Origin of the sequence: cf. Phormidesmis sp. LEGE 11477, from assembly GCF_015207105.1 — a bacterium.
Classification (GTDB): Bacteria; Cyanobacteriota; Cyanobacteriia; order Phormidesmidales; family Phormidesmidaceae; genus Phormidesmis.
In genome coordinates this window covers 122,202-142,108 of sequence record NZ_JADEXO010000001.1, presented here as the reverse complement: position 1 = coordinate 142,108, position 19,907 = coordinate 122,202, and the positions used below count along the sequence as shown (strand labels likewise).

Annotated in this window: 18 protein-coding genes; 11 read left to right on the top strand and 7 right to left on the bottom strand. The window is 50.3% G+C overall.

All coding sequences use genetic code 11. The features are described from left to right. Positions 1-438: 438 nt before the first annotated feature. On the bottom strand, positions 439-1,647 hold the full coding sequence (locus tag IQ256_RS00565) for an esterase-like activity of phytase family protein (RefSeq protein ID WP_193853200.1): 1,209 nt from the start codon (positions 1,645-1,647) through the stop codon (positions 439-441). A 109-nt stretch (positions 1,648-1,756) separates the two neighbouring features. Here IQ256_RS00565 and IQ256_RS00560 point away from each other — a divergent pair, with 109 nt between their 5' ends. From IQ256_RS00560 to IQ256_RS00550, 3 genes are all read left to right on the top strand, one after another. After that, complete coding sequence (locus tag IQ256_RS00560) at positions 1,757-2,749, top strand: RluA family pseudouridine synthase (RefSeq protein ID WP_228024436.1); 993 nt, start codon at positions 1,757-1,759, stop codon at positions 2,747-2,749. A gap of 51 nt (positions 2,750-2,800) precedes the next feature. Continuing rightward, positions 2,801-3,718, top strand: a complete 918-nt coding sequence (locus tag IQ256_RS00555) for an alpha/beta fold hydrolase (protein ID WP_193853199.1) — start codon at positions 2,801-2,803, stop codon at positions 3,716-3,718. Between the two features lie 84 nt (positions 3,719-3,802). Then, a complete protein-coding gene (locus IQ256_RS00550; RefSeq protein WP_193853198.1) occupies positions 3,803-5,071 on the top strand; it encodes a DNA cytosine methyltransferase in 1,269 nt (422 codons plus the stop codon). 30 nt (positions 5,072-5,101) lie between these two features. Here the strand turns inward: IQ256_RS00550 and IQ256_RS00545 are convergent, their stop codons facing one another. Next, on the bottom strand, positions 5,102-5,425 hold the full coding sequence (locus IQ256_RS00545) for a hypothetical protein (protein ID WP_193853197.1): 324 nt from the start codon (positions 5,423-5,425) through the stop codon (positions 5,102-5,104). After that, complete coding sequence (locus tag IQ256_RS30245) at positions 5,415-5,672, bottom strand: DUF4160 domain-containing protein (RefSeq protein ID WP_193853196.1); 258 nt, start codon at positions 5,670-5,672, stop codon at positions 5,415-5,417. Before IQ256_RS30245 ends, IQ256_RS00545 begins: the two co-directional genes overlap by 11 nt. A gap of 186 nt (positions 5,673-5,858) precedes the next feature. Here IQ256_RS30245 and IQ256_RS00535 point away from each other — a divergent pair, with 186 nt between their 5' ends. From IQ256_RS00535 to IQ256_RS00520, 4 genes are all read left to right on the top strand, one after another. Then, positions 5,859-6,866, top strand: coding sequence for a cysteine synthase A (locus IQ256_RS00535; RefSeq protein ID WP_370623318.1), 1,008 nt, complete (start codon positions 5,859-5,861; stop codon positions 6,864-6,866). A gap of 137 nt (positions 6,867-7,003) precedes the next feature. Continuing rightward, on the top strand, positions 7,004-7,774 hold the full coding sequence (locus IQ256_RS00530; RefSeq protein ID WP_193853195.1) for a ZIP family metal transporter: 771 nt from the start codon (positions 7,004-7,006) through the stop codon (positions 7,772-7,774). 122 nt (positions 7,775-7,896) lie between these two features. Further along, positions 7,897-9,270 (top strand): glutathione-disulfide reductase, encoded by a 1,374-nt coding sequence (gene gorA / locus IQ256_RS00525; protein WP_193853194.1) that lies wholly within the window; start codon positions 7,897-7,899, stop codon positions 9,268-9,270. Between the two features lie 686 nt (positions 9,271-9,956). Beyond that, a complete protein-coding gene (locus IQ256_RS00520; RefSeq protein WP_193853193.1) occupies positions 9,957-10,226 on the top strand; it encodes a Mo-dependent nitrogenase C-terminal domain-containing protein in 270 nt (89 codons plus the stop codon). A gap of 122 nt (positions 10,227-10,348) precedes the next feature. On the opposite strand, the gene IQ256_RS00515 is transcribed toward IQ256_RS00520, so the two are convergent. The 4 genes from IQ256_RS00515 to IQ256_RS00500 form a co-directional block, all read right to left on the bottom strand. Further along, positions 10,349-10,543 carry a hypothetical protein gene (locus IQ256_RS00515; protein WP_193853192.1) on the bottom strand — a complete coding sequence of 65 codons (195 nt, stop codon included), beginning with the start codon at positions 10,541-10,543 and terminating at the stop codon, positions 10,349-10,351. An 81-nt stretch (positions 10,544-10,624) separates the two neighbouring features. After that, positions 10,625-11,413: a serine O-acetyltransferase gene (gene cysE / locus IQ256_RS00510; protein WP_193853191.1), complete on the bottom strand. Its 789-nt coding sequence runs from the start codon at positions 11,411-11,413 to the stop codon at positions 10,625-10,627. 240 nt (positions 11,414-11,653) lie between these two features. After that, entirely contained in the window at positions 11,654-12,364 is a 711-nt protein-coding gene (locus IQ256_RS00505) for an SOS response-associated peptidase (protein ID WP_193853190.1), read from the bottom strand. Between the two features lie 66 nt (positions 12,365-12,430). Next, entirely contained in the window at positions 12,431-14,023 is a 1,593-nt protein-coding gene (locus IQ256_RS00500; protein ID WP_193853189.1) for a site-2 protease family protein, read from the bottom strand. 185 nt (positions 14,024-14,208) lie between these two features. Between IQ256_RS00500 and IQ256_RS00495 the strand changes: the two genes are divergently transcribed. The 4 genes from IQ256_RS00495 to hpsO all read left to right on the top strand — a co-directional run bounded on the left by IQ256_RS00495 (position 14,209) and on the right by hpsO (position 19,905). Further along, positions 14,209-15,603 carry a pentapeptide repeat-containing protein gene (locus IQ256_RS00495; protein WP_193853188.1) on the top strand — a complete coding sequence of 465 codons (1,395 nt, stop codon included), beginning with the start codon at positions 14,209-14,211 and terminating at the stop codon, positions 15,601-15,603. Positions 15,604-15,795: 192 nt separating this feature from the next. Beyond that, positions 15,796-17,571 carry a hormogonium polysaccharide biosynthesis protein HpsL gene (hpsL, locus tag IQ256_RS00490; RefSeq protein WP_193853187.1) on the top strand — a complete coding sequence of 592 codons (1,776 nt, stop codon included), beginning with the start codon at positions 15,796-15,798 and terminating at the stop codon, positions 17,569-17,571. Positions 17,572-17,740: 169 nt separating this feature from the next. Beyond that, the gene (hpsN, locus tag IQ256_RS00485; RefSeq protein ID WP_228024435.1) at positions 17,741-18,724 is read left to right on the top strand and encodes a hormogonium polysaccharide biosynthesis glycosyltransferase HpsN; all 984 of its coding nucleotides are present in this window, start codon (positions 17,741-17,743) and stop codon (positions 18,722-18,724) included. Then, the gene (gene hpsO / locus IQ256_RS00480; protein ID WP_193853186.1) at positions 18,724-19,905 is read left to right on the top strand and encodes a hormogonium polysaccharide biosynthesis glycosyltransferase HpsO; all 1,182 of its coding nucleotides are present in this window, start codon (positions 18,724-18,726) and stop codon (positions 19,903-19,905) included. The genes hpsN and hpsO overlap by 1 nt, the downstream gene beginning before the upstream one ends. Positions 19,906-19,907 lie beyond the last annotated feature (2 nt).

Here is a 19,907-nt window from a genome sequence, read left to right as displayed (position 1 = left end):
TTAATTTTGTGTTCTTTGCTGATGCTCAATTTATCAGGTTTAGGGCGCTAGATGGGTATTTCTTCCGAACGGCTGGCTGTAAAAAAGACTCGGAGGACACAAAATGACTAGTCAGCCATATGTAGCCTATTAGCTGAGATTTAACCGCCATCAGTTTTTTAGCCACTTTTGAGGCGTTTAGGGCGCGGGTAGGGAAGTTTTTCTATCTCGGCATAAAAGTTTATAAGGCGCAAACGTGCGTTGTTTAAGACAAGTTTAAAGCTGAAGGCAATTGAACCAGTTGCCTTCAGAAAGCCTCTGTCTGAGGGTAGAAATCTGAATGCACAGCTCTTGATGCACAGCGTATGAAGGGTCGCTCTGACACACTACCCATAGAAGATCTGTAGAAGGTTGTCAGGCGTGAAGATACAGGTCGTGAAGATAGTATTTTTCGTTGAGTCATTCCTGCTGCAGGCTAAATATCAGCAGGCTAGTTTCTTGGTCATCTGAGAAGTTATCGTCGCTCATGACCAAGAGGCTACGGCTCGGGTTTGCCTGTCTGTTTCCTCGATTACGCAAAGTCGGTCCAAATGTCATCGCTTCGTAGTTTTGCAGCGGCAGGTCTAGATCAGCAAAATCTAACACTAGCTGTTTGCGAATCGGACTGATGCCGCTGATGTCTCCTTTGAGAGAATCGATGGCGCTGATATCTGTAGCCCCACCGGAGGCGAGCTGAAATAGTTTGAGGACGAACCCTCGAAGCCCGTACGAACGCTCTAACCCCAGAAAATGACCACTCTGGTCGAGTACGGCAATCTCCGGTAGGCCGTGAAGTATTGCGCCTGTAGGCACTGCGTCCATTTCGTACAGGTGCTCTGAAATCAGCGTGGTTTGATATGGGCTAATCGTGTAGTGGATCAGACGATTTTTGTAAGGGACGTCTGGCTCAAAGTCTAGATCTTGTAGCAGCGGGCCTTCGGTGGCGACGAATAAACGATACGGTTCATAGACGCCACCTGTTCCCGACGATACATTGATCGCTAGCGCTTCGAAGCTGAGGTTTTCTTGAACGCCGAGGCTCTGAGATTCGGCACTATCAGGCAGATAGCGGGCGGGGACGGGAATGGCCGTTTTGAGCTGGCCAGTAGCAATATCGTATTCACCGACAGTAGGCAAAACTTGACGGCTAGGAGAGCCCTCTGTCGAGATTAGCAAGGTGCCAGTGGGTGTGAGCGCCATGCCTTCGGGATCGAGGGTACTGATGGGATAAGGCTCGCCAGCGGCATCGGTGAGGTAGGTGACTGCTTCGATGGAGAGTGCCAGCGGGTCCGCCAGTGTAGGCTGGGAGTCGGCAGCGGTTGAGAGGGTAGAAAGGCTGTCGATCTTGAGGGTGTAGAAGCGAGGGCGATCGCGATTATCAGAAAGGGCATATAGGCGATCGCGCGTTACATCGTAGGCGATCGCCGAGATCCCACCCACAGGCTCACCGTCAAAGGTTTGCTTTTCTAACGTAGCGCTGCCGACTAAGTCTACAGAAATATCTAAAAACAACCGATCTTCAGCGCTGACTCTGGGAATGGCGCAGCCGCTGAGCAGCAGTATCAGCAGGCCACAGATAAAACTATGTCTAAAGAGGCGAAAGCCGCCAGCAAGAGAAGTAAGCACCATCGGATAAATTAAGAGGTTAAATTTTTGGGAAAAGTGAAATTATGTACTCATAAGATAGATTATTTGAAGCTTGCGCTGTGATGCACAGCCAGACCTAGCGAGAGTAACTTTGCTGAACCAAGGATGGACTTACACAGATGAGGTGCGCTCATCGGCGGCTGGACAAACGGTGCTGAATTATTACACAGCGCGCTATCGCCATTCTGATCGCGCCGTTTGGCAAGATCGAATTGAGACAGGTCAGATCCTTTTAGACGGCGATCGCACTCAAAACAGCACCCTGCTAAAGCCAGGGCAGATCCTCAGCTATGTGCGATCGCCTTGGCGAGAACCTACCGTACCGCTAGAGTTTGAAGTACTCTACGAAGACGAAGACCTGTGGGTAATCAATAAGCCCGCTGGACTGCCAGTCTTACCCGCTGGCGGCTTTTTAGAACACACCTTGCTACATCAGCTACGATCGCGCTACCCAAAGCAGCAGCCCGTACCCGTCCATCGTCTAGGTCGCGGCACCTCCGGCGCTATGCTGATTGCCAAATCGACCACCGCCAGAGCGCAGCTTGCCCGGCAGTTCAGACATCGTAGCGCTAACCTTAGCGCCGCCGCCGACAGCAGCTGCACCCTCAGCAAAACCTACCGCGCTCTAGTCGGTCCGACGACGCCTAATCAGCTAGGCGATCGATTCACTTGTTCCTACCCCATCGGCAAACTGCCACACAATCGGTTGGGCCATATCTACGGTCACCTGACAAATACGCACACTACCGGAAAGACAGCCCGCTCAATAAATAGTATGGTTGCTCGTAGCCAAGGCATTGTCCTCCAGCGCCGCGCTGACTCTACGCTAGTCGAGGTGACTATTCAAACTGGCAGACCCCACCAAATTCGCATTCACCTTGCTGCCGCAGGGTATCCGCTTCTGGGCGATCCGCTGTATCCCGCTAGCGGCATTCCCGATCCTGACGGCTTCGCCCTGCCGGGTGAGGGCGGCTATCACTTACATGCCTACCGCCTGCGCTTTGCTCATCCGCGTACTGGCCAATCCATTACCGTTACCGCCTTACCCCCAGAAATTCTTCGCTCTGATTCTCCCTCTGCTTAACCATTTTGTCCTCTCATCCGCTCACCTCGGTGGCCAAGCGGAGCCGTAGCCATGCCTTTTCCTCCCGACTACATTCTCTACGCTCAGCACGGCTGGGCCGATATTAACCAGGGCATCGGCCAGCTAGCGAAAACAGTTGCCAGTCCTACCGCTAGAGTGATTGTGCCAAATTTGGGGTTTGTTAATACCTGGATTCGAATAGAGCCACTGATTGATCGAGTCGAGGCGATCGCCCAGCAAACCCAGGCCGAACATCCCAACACGCCGCTCAGAATCGTCGGCCATTCGATGGGAGGCTTAATTTGGTTAGAAGTCTTAGCTCGTCATCCCGAATGGTGGCCCCTCGTCGAATCACTGGTGCTCGTCGCCTCTCCGGTAGGCGGCGCTGATCTAGGCAGGCTGGTCGATCCGCTGGAGTTAGGCATCGGTATTGCCAAAGACCTAGGCCGTAACCGCCGAGCCCTAGCCGAACGCATTGCCGCCGAAGTGCCAACTTTGATCATTGCAAGTGACTATAGACAGGGCAGTGACGGCGTGGTGCCCGTAGAGTGTACTAAATTCAACCGGGCTAGCTACATCTCAGTGCCCAATATCGCTCACGCTCGGATGAAAAAGCATCCCGCTGTTGCCGAGATTATTCAGCAGTTTTGGCAAAGTCGCGACCATTTATGCCTGCCGCAGCCAGTGGAAAGTGGGTGCGATCGCGTCATCCGTCAGCTCCAAGCGATCCCTGGTATCACCGATGCCCGATACAAAGGCTTCGAAGAATCTCAGCTTTGGTCTCTGCTACCCCACGGTCTGGTCCTACGCACCTGGCAAAACCGTATGGGTATTCATCATGTTTTTCTGGCCAATTATGCAGGTGACTGTCTCTTTGCTGGCTTCGTCGGCTGGCCGCATACAAGTGATCTGTACAGAGCACTTTTAATGCTCAAAGATAGTTATTCTATCGGGAGCGTATTCGAGTGATTTCTCCTACAACTTTTACTCCTAATTGACACGTTCTATACAACAAATTTCAATGCCGCAAGATTATGCAGTACAGTATGTTGCATGGCCAATGCTGAAAACAACAGACCTATCGCAATTGACCTGTTTGCCGGAGCCGGAGGACTTTGTCTAGGATTTGAACAGGCTGGGTTTGACGTGCCAGTAGCCGTAGAGATCGACCCGGTGCATGCAACAGTCCATCAATTTAATTTTCCCTTATGCAAAATTATTCCACGTTCGATCACTAAAACGACTGGTCAGCAAATTCGAGCTGTCGCAAAGCTATCTGCCCAGCAATCGATTGCAGCCGTGATTGGCGGTGCGCCCTGTCAAGGATTTTCGGCGATGGGACCGCGTTTGTCGAACGATCCGCGCAACAGGTTAGTCGAAGACTTTTTACGACTAGTTGCCGAGCTTCAGCCCAGTTATTTTGTGTTTGAAAATGTGAGAGGGTTAACGTGTGATCGCAATCGGCCCCTTCTAGACATCATCATTAGCCGGATTGCCGACATCAACTATCAGATCATATATCCCTGGAAAATCCTCAATGCCTGTGATTATGGTATTCCTCAAAACAGAGAGAGACTGTTCCTAATTGGAGCGAAAAGCAACAAACCGCTGCTAAGCTATCCTCAGCCCTTACAGAATCCTCCGACCTGTCACGATGCCCTTAGCGACCTACCCAATGCCGAACAGTTTCAGCAGCTGATTGCCCACGGAGAAACCCTCGCTTCTCTACCAAAGCCTCGTAATTTCTACGCAGCTCTAATGCGCTGCTACTCAGAGCAGGGCTGGTATTATGGCTATCGTCGCCAGTGGAATCCTGCGTTGCTCACCAACAGCATTCGCACGAATCATTCTCAGACATCACGCGATCGCTTTGCCCGCACTCCACCTGGCACCCGCGAGCCTATCTCTCATTTCTTTCGTCTATCTCCAGATGGCATCTGCAACACTTTGCGGGCTGGCACCGACTCCGCTAGAGGCTCTTTTACCAGTCCTAGACCCATCCACTATCAGTATCCTCGCTGCATCACCGTGCGAGAAATGGCCCGGCTGCACGGCTTTCCTGACTGGTTTCGCTTTCATAGCACCAAATGGCACGGCGCTAGGCAAGTAGGCAATTCAGTACCGCCGCCTTTAGCACGTGCGATCGCCACCGAAATCCTTAAAGCCCTCGGTCATGCACCTACCGCCCCTCACAAAACCTTATCTGCCGGAAACGAACAGCTCCTAACAATGGTCGCCTCCGAAGCCGCTAACTATTGGGGCATCCAAAGTCCTATTCGTCAGCGCAATAGAGTTCTCGCACAAAGCACCAGCGCATCGTAGATTTAGGGATTGTTAGGCTCTAATCCTCTGTTAGTCGACTGGGACTGCGTCTGCCGCTATCTCAGTCATCCACTTAGAATCGCCATAGCGACCAGCCACTAGATCTTCGGCTAAGAAAACTTGCTCAATCTCAGGAAATAGAATAGAGCCGCCGCCGCCCCATACTTTGACGGTTTCGAGCTGAAAGTCATCGGGACGTGGTAGCGCCTCTATAGAGCTGCCGTTCCATCGCTCCATCTGTAGGCGATCTATCGGAATGAAGTGTTCAGACCCATCGCTGAGAGCTATTTTTAGCTGGCGATGATGGGTCACATATTCAGCAGCAACGACCACTCGCTCAAATTCATTCTCCATTATGCTTCAATCTCCAAACTTCTTTGCAAACAACTATGTGTTCAGCGACTAGCTTGAGTGCGGCTTTATCAAACTTCTTATTGCTGTTGATACGTTCTTTTTTGCTCCGTCTCATCAATGCAGGCACATCACTCGAGATGTCTACCTTTACTTCGTTGTCAGAGTCAGAAACATGTACGTGTGGAGGTTGATGGTCTTTGACATAGACCGTGATGTAGATACTTCCATTTGTCCATACCGTAGGCACTTCTTATTTCTACAATCCTTACAGGCTGAACAACAGCGATCAACTGGTCGAATGTAATTGAGGCTGACACTCTCAGCCCTTTCCCAAGTCGTATCAAGTATTCCTTCAGTATAGTGACTTACTCTGTATTCCCACAGCAAGGCAGTACCTTGGCTGAACCGTTCCCCATTAGGATAAAGGGGTTGAATGGCAAAACGCATACGCATGGATATCAAATCGGGTTTTGTAGGTACGGTCGGCAATACGCCCTTGATTCGGCTCAATAGCTTTAGCGAAGAAACTGGCTGTGAGATTTTAGGAAAAGCCGAATTCCTCAACCCAGGCGGCTCGGTAAAAGATAGAGCCGCGCTGTACATCATTGAACAGGCTGAGAAGGAAGGCACGCTTAAACCTGGCGGTACGGTTGTAGAAGGTACAGCAGGCAATACTGGCATTGGCCTAGCGCATATCTGCAATGCCAAAGGGTACAAGTGCGTCATCATCATTCCTGAAACCCAGTCGGAAGAGAAGATTAGCCTGCTGCGAACGCTAGGGGCAGACGTGCGGACGGTGCCTGCGGTGCCCTACAAAGATGAGAACAACTATGTCAAGCTCTCGGGTCGCCTAGCCGCAGAAACTGAGAATGCTATCTGGGCCAATCAGTTTGAGAATCTAGCGAACCGTCAGGCCCACTATGAAACCACTGGCCCAGAGATGTGGGCGCAAACGGGCAGCAAGATCGATGGTTGGACGGCGGCGACCGGAACGGGTGGAACCTATGCTGGCGTGGCTATGTTTCTAAAAGAAAAGAATCCTAAGTCACGTTGTGTTGTCGCAGACCCAATGGGCAGCGGATTGTATAGCTATGTGAAAACGGGTGAGATCAAACCAGAAGGCAACTCAATCACAGAAGGGATTGGAAATAGCCGCGTCACTGGAAATATGGAGGGCGTACCAATTGATGATGCAATTCAGATCGATGATCACAAAGCGCTACAGGCAATCTATCAGCTCTTATATAAGGAAGGGCTGTTTATGGGCGGCTCTGTCGGTATCAATGTGGCGGCAGCGGTAGCGCTGGCTAAAGAGATGGGACCGGGGCACACGATTGTGACGATTTTGTGCGATGGCGGTGCTCGCTATCAGTCCAAGATATTTAACCGGGAATGGCTAGAGTCGAAGGGGCTTTGGTCTGATCAGTTTTTGCCTGGATAGGAACCGGGCGATCGCAACTAGCAACTTCTGCAAACCCTTAAAACACACAAGTCGTACTCATAACGAGTATGATTTATCCATAGCTAGAAGTAGTCAATCTTTGAAGATATCTAGCGGTTCAATGACGAAGGCTGAGTATGAATAGTGTTCTGATGGGATTTTTGGCCAGCCTAGGTGCTGGACTGGCAACCGGACTAGGCGCGCTGCCAGTGATGCTACCGTTTGATCTATCGGAGAAGGCGCAGGGGATTTTGCTGGGCGTGGGCGGTGGGGTGATGCTAGCAGCAACGTCTTTTTCACTGCTAATGCCAGGGACAGAAGCGGCAATTGCCCTTGGCTATTCAGAAACTACCGCAGCGGCGCTAATGGTCGCTGGCGTTTTGCTTGGCGGCGCGGCGCTTTGGCTAGCCCATGCCTTTTTCCCGCACGAACATTTCTTTAAAGGCAAAGAAGGTAAAGAGAGCGAGTACTTTGAGCAGATATGGCTGTTTGTGATTGCGATCGCGCTCCATAATTTTCCAGAAGGACTGACTGTGGGCGTCGGCGTGGGTTCTGGAGCCAACGGTGGTTTGGCCCTAGCTGGTGGCATTGGGCTGCAGAATATTCCAGAAGGCTTAGTGGTTGCGATCGCCCTTCGCAATCTTGGCTATAGCCCACTGTATTCTTTAGCTATTTCGACCCTAACTGGCCTAGTCGAGCCAGTCGGTGGGCTACTCGGGGCCAGTCTAGTCAGCTTTTCAGAAACGCTTTTACCTTGGGGAATGGCCTTTGCCGCAGGTGCCATGCTATTTGTGATCGTCGATGAAATCATTCCAGATATCGATCAAAAGGCAATTGGGCAAGTTGGTACAGTCGGGGTCATGATTGGTTTTGTCGCGATGATGTTTTTGGATGTGACGCTTGGATAGTGACTGACTAGCTGCTGACTAAAATCCTACCTGTTCTGATTCCTAACATCATTCACACGAACAGAGAAATTTATCTATAACTCCTTTAGGATCAAGAGACCTAATTTATTTGTGTTGGGACTATGACCTACGATTTTGACCTTTTTGTAATTGGCGGTGGCTCTGGTGGCATCGCCGCCTCTCGGCGGGCAGCCTCTCACGGGGCAAAAGTAGCCGTCGCTGAAGCCCACGATCTCGGTGGCACTTGCGTAAATCGCGGCTGCGTTCCTAAGAAGCTGATGGTGTATGCTTCTCGCTTCCCTAAGTCTGCAGAAGAATCAGTCGGCTATGGTTGGAAGGTTGACTCTGGTAGCTTTATCTGGCAGAAGATGATTGCGGCTGTTCATGGCGAAGTTGAGCGGCTAAACGGGATCTATCAGCGCATGATCGATAGCGCCGAGGTCAAACTGTATAGGCAGTATGCCAAACTGCTAGACGCGCATACGGTAGAAGTGGGTGATGAAAAGGTCACTGCCGAAAGAATTTTGATTGCGGTCGGCGGGCATCCGGTGAAGCCAGATATTCCCGGTATTGAACATACCATCAGCTCTGACGGAATGTTTGAGCTGACAGAGCAACCCCAGCGGATAGTGATCCTAGGGGGCGGCTATATTGGCTGTGAATTTGCTGGCATCATGAACGGGCTAGGGACAGAAGTCACTATGGTGATTCGCAAAGAACAGATCTTGTACGGCTTTGATGAGGACCTGCGTGATGAGCTGCACGAGGCCCTGCAAAAGGAAGGGATCAAAATCTTCAACAGCTCTGAGATTGTCGGGATCGAGCAGAGCGAGGAGGGTGTCACTGTCAAAATTGTTGAGGGGAATGCTAACAACGGTGACGAAGCTAAAGCATCTACGATTGTGGTCGACGCGGTTTGCCTGTCGGCAACAGGCAGAAAGCCTAGCCTAGACGACTTAGGACTAGAAAATACGGCGGTAGAGACAAACAAGGGAGCGATCGCCATCGATAAACACTGTCAAACCGCCGATCCCAGTATTTATGCAATCGGCGACTGCACTGATCGAATCAATCTCACTCCGGTCGCGATTAATGAAGGGCGCGTCTTGGCAGATACCCTATATGGCGGACAAGATCGACTGATGAGCTACGACTACGTTCCCTCTGCTGTCTTTACAACACCTGAGGCGGCCACGGTCGGGATCACTGAAACAGACGCGATCGAACAGTACGGAGAAGAGAATATCCACGTCTTTCGTTCGCGCTTTCGCTCGATGTACTACACCTTGCCTAACAAAGATCAAAAAACGCTAATGAAGCTAGTGGTGCATACCGAAAGCGACAAAGTATTAGGAGCACATATGGTTGGCGATCATGCGGCGGAGATCATTCAGGGGATCGCGATCGCGCTCAAGATGGGAGCCACCAAAGCTAACTTCGATGCGACTGTTGGTATCCATCCCAGCTCGGCAGAAGAGTTTGTGACTATGCGCTAAGCACTTTCACCTATCGCGATCGCCATTTTTCTCTATATGTTCTCCTAGCTATGAAACCCTTGTTATTAGAGCAAGGTGGCCAGCTAGCCTGCAGAGATATCCAACGCTAGCTATAACAAGAAGAATATTAGAGATAAAAATAAGTACTCTTACTCACGAAATAATTTTCTTCTAACTACGTCATAAGCACTTCTACTTACGAGAGTTTTTTTCTCAATTTATAGCGTCCTCATAATGTATTTTTGAGGGCGTTTTTTAGTGATCCACAGTCGGCAGAAAACCGTACATGCTATACGTGGCAAGCGGTTTTGGGTTAGCGACTGCTAGAGAGTTGCCGCCGCGAAGCAGCGCAATATTCGATTTACTACACAGTCTGCATTAGAGACATGTGAACTTTGCATAATTTATAGTCAAAATGTTCTTTAGGAACTTGTCATTCTATGTGAGCGGACTAGGATAGTTAACGAAAGGAATAAAGACATACCCCTGTCAATTAGTTAAAAGACGAGCAGATAAAAAAAGCTGAAGAACAAGATCTCCGCAGAATGTCATAAATAGTCTCTGATAAATCAACTAACTCCTTGGGTATCTTCGTTGCAGTCAACGCCGTACCCTCATCAGAAACACTGAAAACTACTGAGTCATTAAGCTAATTTTTTGCCGTTATGGTTCAACTTCTACCTAAGATGAAAAATACTCTGAACATCCTGAAACCAGTACGTAACTGGATTGAAGGCATCCCCGTCGAGAATGAGAAAACCGCTCACCGCATCGTCTCTTTGATCCCAGCAGACTGTCCTTTTGAGCGTGACGTCAAGCTCTTCGAGCGCACCATTGCTCACATCCCTCCTATGTGCAAGCTCAACCCTCTGTACGACCAGCTAATCATGCTACGGTTCAAAGCTATGTGCTACCTAGTTGATGAGTGCGGCGAAGACGCCGCAGCACTCTCTTAGCATTGAGTTCTCTCCTGTCTATATCGTTCTACAATAGACTAGAGGCAAGGGTGCATAGAATATGGCCTTTTGTGGCCCTATACACCCTCCATAGGGTGCGCTTCAAGTTCTCCCACGACCGTTCAATCTAATGCTCTCGCAGCCAGCGCGAAAGCACCCACAAAGCTGGCCTTTGCGCCCGTTCTTGATAGCGCGCTATGGTCGTTGATACGCTGAATAATGGCAATACGTACCTGAGCTTTCCAGCTATTAGGCTTGGTGCCTACCGCGCAGATAAACTCTGCCCTGTTTGCTTCGATTCCACCAAGCCGTGACATGCTGTTTCTCTTTCAAAGGAGGAACCTACAGAGCGAACAAGTGCGAGCAAACAAAAAAGACGAGAGGGGACAGGATTTTTCTTAGATCCCAGTCCCGTCAAAAAATTCCTGCAACGCGCGATCGTCTAAGTCGCAGCATTTGCTGCGATCGCAATTTTCTCCAACCGCGCCCACAGACATCAAACTTTCAAGCTCGGCTATCTTAGCGGCTATCTCCTCTTTAGTCTCAAGCTTCTTGGCTTCTCGCAGCTCAGAAACTTCATTTTCTAGCGCGATCATCCGATCCATCAGCGCCCGGATCGCTCTAGCCTCTGAATCAGGTAGCTGGGCATGCTCTAGCGGCCCCACTCGCTCACCCGAACGATAGACTACTCTGCCAGGTACCCCAACAACCGTGCAGTCAGAAGGCACTTCCCTGAGCACTACAGAGCCAGCGCCAATCCGCACGTCGTTACCAATTTGAATATTACCAAGCACCTTCGCGCCCGCCCCTACAATCACGCCTGTGCCTAGAGTCGGGTGGCGTTTACCAGATTCTTTGCCCGTTCCCCCCAGGGTGACACCCTGATAGATTAGCGATAGGTCACCTACAATCGCCGTTTCGCCGATCACTACTCCCATACCGTGATCGATAAATACGCCGGAGCCAATCTTTGCGCCGGGATGTATCTCTACGCCAGTCAAAGCGCGAGCTAGGTGAGAGAGCAAACGGGGTACAAAAGGAATCCCTATGTTCCACAGCCAGTGTGCTAGGCGATGTATAACCAGCGCCTGAAAACCAGGGTAGAGAAAAATGACTTCTAGCCAGTTGCGAGCAGCTGGATCGCGGTCAAAGATGATGCGAAAGTCCTGGACAATAGCCTTGAGCACAGCGGGATTTCCCTTTCAAATAACGGCAGCAAGCAAGCGGTTTATTGCTCACCTGCTTATTGAACTATTAACAAACCAGAATTATCTTAGCGTTTGATTAATTTGTCTCCAACCCCTATTAGGTTCGGTTCGCTGCTGCGCCTTTTGAGAGAAGCCTGCGCTATCAGCTATAGATAGAGTCGTTTGGCCCTAGCAGTGCTGAGCGGACCGGACACAATGGGCACCCATGCTATTTGAATGTTATTTGGAGTTTTCGGCAATCAGGTCGGCGCTGTCATTACGGGCATTATTGACCGTGCGGCTGACAGGTCTAGCTGCAATGGTCTGCATATAGGGCGAGGATTGCTCGGTAATGACTGACTCGGTAGTGGCCAAGTCGCCAGCTAGCCATCTGTCGTATGCCTCTGGCGGCAGAATAACTGGCATACGATGGTGAATTGCTGCCACTGGATCGATAGCTGCCTGAGTGAGAATAGTAAAGGTCACTTCATTATCGGCCTGCTCTTCATCAGCTCTTTTACTGCCTGCTCTTTCTTTGTTTGCTTTCTCCTCGTCGGCTGCTTTCTGCCCGTTTACTTTTTCCCATAGCCCAGCAAAAGCAAAAAACTGTCCTGGATAGCTGAAATAGATAGGCTGTTTGCCAGTCTTGGTGGCCTGCCATTCGTAAAAGCCAGTAGCAGGGACTAAGCACCGTCGCTTTGCCCAGGCGTTTCTAAAGTATGGCTTGGTTGCAGCCGTCTCGATCCGGGCATTGTGTGGTGCCTTCATCCCTGGCTTTGCCCAAGTGGGCTTTAGTCCCCATTTTGCCAATCCGATTCGATCTTTGATCACGATAGGGGACATCGCGCCGGGGGCTCGGTTCCAAGTGGGCCGGATTTCTATGCTATTGGTCAACTCAAAGGCATCTCTTAGCTGTTGAATTTCGACATCGAGCGTAAAGCGAGCGCACATACTTGCTAATTCTCCTATTTTTTATTCGGTGCTCATCTAGCTGGTGCTGAACTATCTGGTGCCCAGTTATCCAATGCCTAATCTTGCGGCTAGCGTTGGCGTCAGGGGTAACAGTACTAGTAAAACAAGTAGTAAAGAGGCCAAGGCGAGAGCGGCACGGGTATCATCAGGCTCGCTTAAATCGTCAGTGCAAGGGCGTTCTGGCTGACGCTGTAAAAAGACAATCAGCACGGCCCAATAGAGCGCCAAGGGATTAAAGAGGCCGACAATAGCGAGCAACACCAGGGTGACGGCTGTGCTCCTAACCAGGGTTTTGCGGCCATAGATCGATTGAATGACTCTGCCGCCGTCGAGCTGTCCGGCAGGTAGCAGGTTGATTGCAGTGATGATTAGACCAATCCAGCCCACGATCAACAGAGGCTGGACATCAACTAAGTCGGCCTGAAGGGCGTCACCTAGAACCAGACGCGCTAAGCCACCGACTAGAATAGATCCTCGAAAGAATTCGACAGGTAGCTGAAAGAGGCTGCCAGATTGGGAAAGCACCAAACCCCAAAATAGACAGAGGAAAGACAAAATGCCACCAGCGGCAGGTCCAGCAAAGGCGATGTCAAACAGGACTGTGCGGTTAGGGACGACAGACTCGAATCGGGTGATAGAACCAAACGCACCTAGCTGCCAAGCTGGAAGCAGGAAAGGCGGACTGAGCTGAATGTCGTGCCGCCGGGCGTAGAATCGGTGACCGATTTCGTGGACGCCGAGAGTAGAAAGAATGCCGAAGCCGATAGGAAGCACCTCGCGCCAGCGTTCTGGGGACTGGAATATGTCGAAACTTTGGAGTACGGCGGCGGTTTCTAAGCAGGTGGCTATGGTCGCGATCGCTAACGCCACGGCTAATATGCGCTGTGGCAAAGTTGTTGGCTTCGGTCCGTTTTTACTAGGAAAGATCACCACGACAGGTTTGTCGTCTGGATCGAGCAGTAGAAAAGACTGATAGCGATCGCCAAACTTATCTGCTAAGCGCTGACTAATGTCCTGTGCTGTTTTGTCCGCGTCACCTCGCAAATTCCCTTTAAAGACTGCTCCCTCTTGAAAGGGCACTGTTTTCGTTCTAAAGAAAGTGTTGATACCAAAGAAGCCCTCCATCGTAGCGAGGTCTTCAGGTGGAATAGGTGGTAGCGGTTTATCTTCTGGTTCACTCTTGTCGCTATCTTCGGCGTTCTCGGCGGTGCGATCGCCCACTCCCTGAGACTGAGCTTGGTCGCTCCCCTCACCTGCCCCTTCAACAGCAGTCTCTTCCAAAGCCGCATGCTCTATCTGAGCGGCTCCTGTTTCTTGAAGAGTCTTCTGCTCAGACGCCTTCTTAGCTAGTCCTGTCGCTTTCTTCGCAGAGTGCGCCGCTAGATCTGCTTGGCTGGCCGCTCGAAGCTGACGACCAAAATAGATATACAGTCCAGCCGAAGATACTACCAATAGCAAAATACCAGCTAGATCTAAATAGATACCTACAGCCGAAAAACCGAAGAACAGTAGCCAGGGAGCCATGAGCACTACAGTCTGTAACCAAGCTAAGATGCCTAGTCGACCCAGTGGCTTGGCTTTTGAAAAGCCCCAGGCCAAGATGCCAACGGCAACGGCTAGAAGTAAGACTGTAATCATAAGGAGGGATAAGGAATGATGACCGGCGATCGCTACCGCTAGGCCAAAGTAAAAAGGAATTACGAGAAGAAAATTAGTTAAGGGGTTATCAATTCTTAATTTTATTTTAGTAGAGGATGGTGGCAGCGCCCTAAAAGCTTTTAGAGCTTTCGGCTACACTGAACTGCTAGCAACGCGCGCACTCAATGACCCCATTCCCTTCTGATCCTACTGCCTCACCCGAGCCTCCTGCTAATTCTGCCGCTGGGTTTGACTCTCATTCAGTCGGTAATTTAGCGGATGAACCGTCTGGCGAGTCATCTAGTAGCAATGGCTACTACCAGCCATTCACGGTAGATTACAATCCCGACCCTGATTTGCAAGCCGACAACGAAGTGCTAAAAGAGCCTGTTCCGCTCAGTCGTCAGCCTCAGCGGACAGAATCAGAGGCAGAGATTACAGAGCGGTATCAACGTCAGCCAGCGATTGATCCTGTGAAAGTTGCTCAAGCGCCGATTAGCGTCGTTGCGATCGCAGGTGTGATTGTGGTGGTCATTGGCTTCACTCTTGATAGCTTCTGGCTGACCTTAGCGGGTTCTTTAGTGGCCTTCTTCGTTTCCCTGCGTCTGCTCAATCCCACATTGCAAGAAGCGCTTAGCGATCTTAGCCAGCAGCAAAAGGCGCTACTAATTGCCGTTCCAGGTCTATTGTTTGGCATCGTTGGCCTGGTTTATACCAGCGGTATCAGCCGCCCTATTGCCCGTTGGGGCAGCGGCCTGCGCTGGGATATTATCAGCGCACTAGGCGACTTTTTAGGAGCGATTGGACAAATTTTTATCGCGATACTCGCTGTCTATGTCGCTTGGCGACAATACATCATCTCTCGCGATTTGACGGTGCAGCAGAACCTAATTACCCAGCAGCAAACTATCGATTCCTTCTTTCAAGGGATTTCAGAGCTAGTACTAGACGACGAAGGTCTGCTAGAAGATTGGCCGCAAGAGCGCATTATTGCAGAAGCCCGTACCGCAGCCATTCTTAGCAGCGTCGATGCGGGTGGCAAAGCCAAGGTACTGCGCTTTCTCTCACGCTCAAAGCTGTTGACGCCGTTAGCTCGCGATCAGCGGTTAGGTCGACCGATCTTAGATGGAATGGGTGGCTACGCAGAAGACAGACTGGCCGGAACTAGGGTAATCGATCTAGGTGTAATGCTGGCGGCTAGCAGCTTAGCAGCTACCGATTTACGCTGGCTAGATCTCAGCGAAGCTAACCTTATTCGAGCCAATCTATCCGGCTGCGATCTAGTACGTACCAACTTTTCTCGCGCTATCTTATGCGACGCCGACCTTTCTAATACGGACATGATGGGGGTTCGTCTGTTCTATGGCAGCCTAGAAACGGTCACTCCCCGCACCCGTCAAGACAATCCAAACTATAGAACAGGCGAATTCACTGGCGCAGTCGTCGAGGGCGCTGATTTCACCAATACCCGGCGTCTTTCTGAAGCACAGCGCTGCTACTGCTGTGAGTGGGGCGGCAGCAAGACCCGAGAAACCATTCCCGGCGGCTGTGAGGGCATTGTCAATCGACTAGGTCGATAGTGCCTGCTCAGTTTGAGATGAAAGTTTGAAATGAAACGGCTTCAGCGAGACTTCAGCAGCATAACTTCAGTAAAACTTTGAGATGAAGATATTAGCGCGAGAGATTGGGCAAATTTGATTAGGTAATGGCTAGAAGCCTTTTCTTTTCTCTTTTCTCCTAGCAAGGCTTTCCTTGATCTCTTCACCGACGATATGGTTTCACGTTCCGCTGGGAAACGCTCTCGAAAACAGTCTGCTCAGCATGAGCGGCGTCATCTAGCGAACCAAGGTCGTAAGCCTAAGAAGAAAGGCAAGAAAAGTAGGCAGGCAGGCAAAAAGCAGACGAAACGCCAGCGCCTACAAAACGACGCAGGTGAAGAGAGTACAGCGCAAACGCAAACGCCCCGGCAATTACGGCTGATAGAGCGAGCAGCAGCGGCCCAGCGAAAAGTAGTTATCTCGTTTATCTCATCTGTCTTTTTTGGCTGCGCGTTTGTTGGTCTATTAGTCGCTATACTCGTCGAGCCTAAGCTAGGCATAGCCGCTAGCGGTGGGCTAATATGCCTGATTCTATCGTTCAAGTATCAACGGTTGGCGCTCTATGCCTTCATCATCTACATGCCGTTTGCTGGAACCGTAACCTATGCCTTAGGCGGCAACAGTCTATTGCAAATTGCTAAAGATGTTTTCTATATTCCTGCTCTGATCGGCGTCTATCAGTTCTGCAAGAAAAACAAGCTGCCAATTATCTTGCCAAAGGCATTGAAGCCTCCGCTCATCGCTTTTGTAGCTATGGCCTGTATCACGGCGCTAGTCACTAATCTACCTGATCAGATTGGCCAAGTCGATGGCAGGCTACCGCTAGTAATGGCGATCTGGGGAGGGAAAGTCTTATTCGGCTATGTTCCGCTAGTAGCCTGTATCTATTATCTGATCCGTACCCGAGAAGATCTAGAAAAACTGCTGCGGCTACAGGCTGTGCTGGTACTGGTCGCTTGCAGCCTAGGACTGGTTCAATATGGTCTGCTCCTAACGGGCGTTTGTCCTGGGACGGTTGGTGAAGGCGAGGAGCTATTTCGTGCCTCTTTAGAAGCGCGTTGTTTTGTAGGCGGATCTTTGCTGTACGCCCCTTCTATGGGACAGATTCGTCTACCGGGAACGTTTGTAGCACCGTGGCAGTGGGGTTGGTTCTTGATCTCTGGGACGTTTTTTAGCTTTGGTACCTCATTTAGCGATAAATCTTTTATCTGGCGGATTGTTGGACTGGCTTCGCTAGTCGCTGTAATTATCATGGCGTTTCTCTCAGGCCAGCGGATTGCGCTGGTACTAGTGCCTTTCTCAATCGCCTTACTGGTAGTGATGACAGGGCAGTTGGCAAATTTCAGGCGGTTTGTGCCAATCATGATGCCGCTAGGGTTAATAGTGTTTTATCTGATTGCCAACAACCCTGAGATAGTCAACGAGCGAGTGGATAGTTTAATTTCTCGCTGGAGTGCGTCTCCGCCTCAGCAGTTCATGGTTGAGCAATTTCGCCATGTTTCAAGAGAGCAAGAAGGCATTTTTGGGGCTGGCGTAGGCCGGGCCACTAATTCGGCGAGAACCTTTGGTAAGACAACACTGATTGAGACTTACCACCCAAAGCTAGTGTATGAGCTAGGGCCGTTAGGATTGCTGGCAGCGCTAGCGGTGTATACCACGATGACGGTAGTGACGTTTCGTGTATATCGCCAGACCAAAGATAAAAACTTGCGAAGCTATGCGGCGTCGATGTGGGTGTTCATCTTCTTTATCAGCTATTCGCCTTATTACTATCCTCTAGATGTCGATCCGGTCGCGGTCTACTACTGGCTGGCAGCGGGCATTGTCATGAAGATTCCTGCCCTAGAAAAGCAGGAGAAAGAGCGGCAGGCAGCGCTATTAAGACCGCCGGAAGCAGAAGGAAAAGGCTCTAAGAAGCGCAGGAAAAAAGAAGAAGCTACTTTCGTATGAGCAATCAGTTACTTCTAGGTCGATCTCGAAAGGTGAAGACAGCGTTCTCACTTAAAGCCTACTGGCCAATTGCTGTTTAGTCCTGATCTACTTACTTTGAGTCCTATTTTACTGACTCCCGATCTATCAGACTGTTAACTCTTATTCCTGCTCTCTTATTTCTTGTTCTATGGCACATACAACAATAGATTGGCCTCTAATCTCGGTAATTATTCCAACCTATGGAAGAGAATCTGTTCTATGTGACACCCTTAATAGTGTGTTGGCGCAGACGTATCCTGCTTACGAAGTGATTGTGGTCGATCAAACTCAGCAGCACGAGCCGACGACGCAGTCCTTCCTAACTCAACTTGATAGCGAGAAGAAGATTCGACTGTATACGGTACCTTGGGCTAGTCTGCCAGCGGCACGCAACTATGCGATCGCCCGCGCCAAGGGCAGCATTTTTCTTTTCCTAGACGACGATGTAGAACTTCCCGACGGTTGTCTGATGGCCCATGCCCAAGGGTTTGAAGGCAGGTCAGAAGTCGGCGCGATCGCAGGCCGGGTATTCGATCGAATGAAGCTCTCAGAGTCGCAAAAGCCAGAGATCGAAACGCTGCCACCCGAGGCGATGGACCCTGGAATTGCCTGGTATCACATCGACTTAGTGCATACGACAAAGCCGCAAAGAGTACTGACCGCGAGGGGTTGCAATATGTCTTTTCGGCGCTCGGTGTTTGATCAGCACGGGTTGAGATTCGATGAACGCTTTCAGGGTAGCGCCGTACGAGAAGAATCAGACTTTTGTCTGCGGGTGCGAAAGACGGGACTGATCATTTGGTACGAACCCGAGGCACATTTAGTGCATCTAGGCGAAGAAACAGGCGGGTGCCACGATATCAGCACCCGCTCACTTAAGTATCAGACCACTTTCTATCACAATCACTTTTTGATGGCGCTAAAGAATCTGACGCCTAGCCAACTGCTAAGACTATCAGGAAGGTTGTTTGACTGCCACGTTCTTGGCAATCCGCCCTGTAATAAAAGCGGATCGCCGATCAAAATTATCACTCGGCTAGGATTCTACACGCTTGGGTTTATTCAAGCGTGTTTTACGCTGCTAAATCCCGCACATCGAAATGGACGGTTGTATACCTCAGAGGTTCAATAGTGAAAATACTTGTCGTTAGCCATACCTATATTGTCGATTTGAACTGTGAGAAGCTGCGATCGCTTGTTCAGATCGACCCTACCGTAGAAGTAACCGTGGTCGTTCCTAAACGGTGGAGGCCAGGTGGCGTTCAAAATAAAATCATAGAGCCTCAGGCCAAACACGAAGGCCGATTTCGCGTGCTGCCAATCTCGAATCTGAGTGACAACAATCAAAGCCTGCTGAGCTTTGGCCTAGATATCTATCCACTCCTAGAAGAGTTCCACCCAGATATCATTCAGGTAGAACAAGGCGCAAAGTCTATCGGCTATACCGAGCTGATTATGCTGAATAAAGTGCTGAAGCTAGCGGCTAAAAATGTCTTCTTTACCTGGTGGAACTTGCCTTATGACACTCAATCCTTAGCCGCCTGGATAGAGCGCTATAACTTGAAAAATACCCACGGCTTAATTGCCGGGAACCAGGACGGCGTTGACATTCTACGAGATCATGGCTACGGAGGTCCGGCCTGCGTCATGCCGCAGCTTGGCGTTGATGAAAGATTGTTTAAGCCCGCTGCCCAACCAAAATTAGCTGCTAAGCATGGCATTAGTCCGGGCGACTTTGTAGTTGGATTTGTCGGCAGATTTGTGCCTGAGAAAGGATTGATGATCCTTTTTGAGGCGCTAGCCCACCTAAAGACCAAGCTAGAGGAGCGCAAACCGTGGAAACTGCTGATGCTAGGGCGAGGACCCTACCAATCCGCGCTAGAAAAGATGGCAGTCGAGCTAGATATTGCAGAACATATTTTGTGGATAGAGAGTGTTTCTCACAAACAGGTGCCTGACTATATCAATCTGATGGACACCCTAGTGCTACCGTCTATGACCACCTATGACATTTCCACCTTTACCGCTGTTGGCTGGAAAGAGCAGTTTGGCCACGTTTTGATTGAGGCAATGGCCTGCCAGGTGCCAGTGATTGGCTCTGATTCTGGCGAGATTCCAAACGTGATCAAAGAAGATGGACTGGTCGTTTCCGAGGGTAAGCCTGCACCTCTAGCAGCAGGTATTCAGCGGCTGATGAATGACCCACAGCACAGACAAGCCCTGGCTGAACGCGGCCATATTCGAGCGATGACAGACTACACCAACAAAGCACTCGCCAAACGACAGCTTGAATTCTACGAGTCACTGTTCTAACT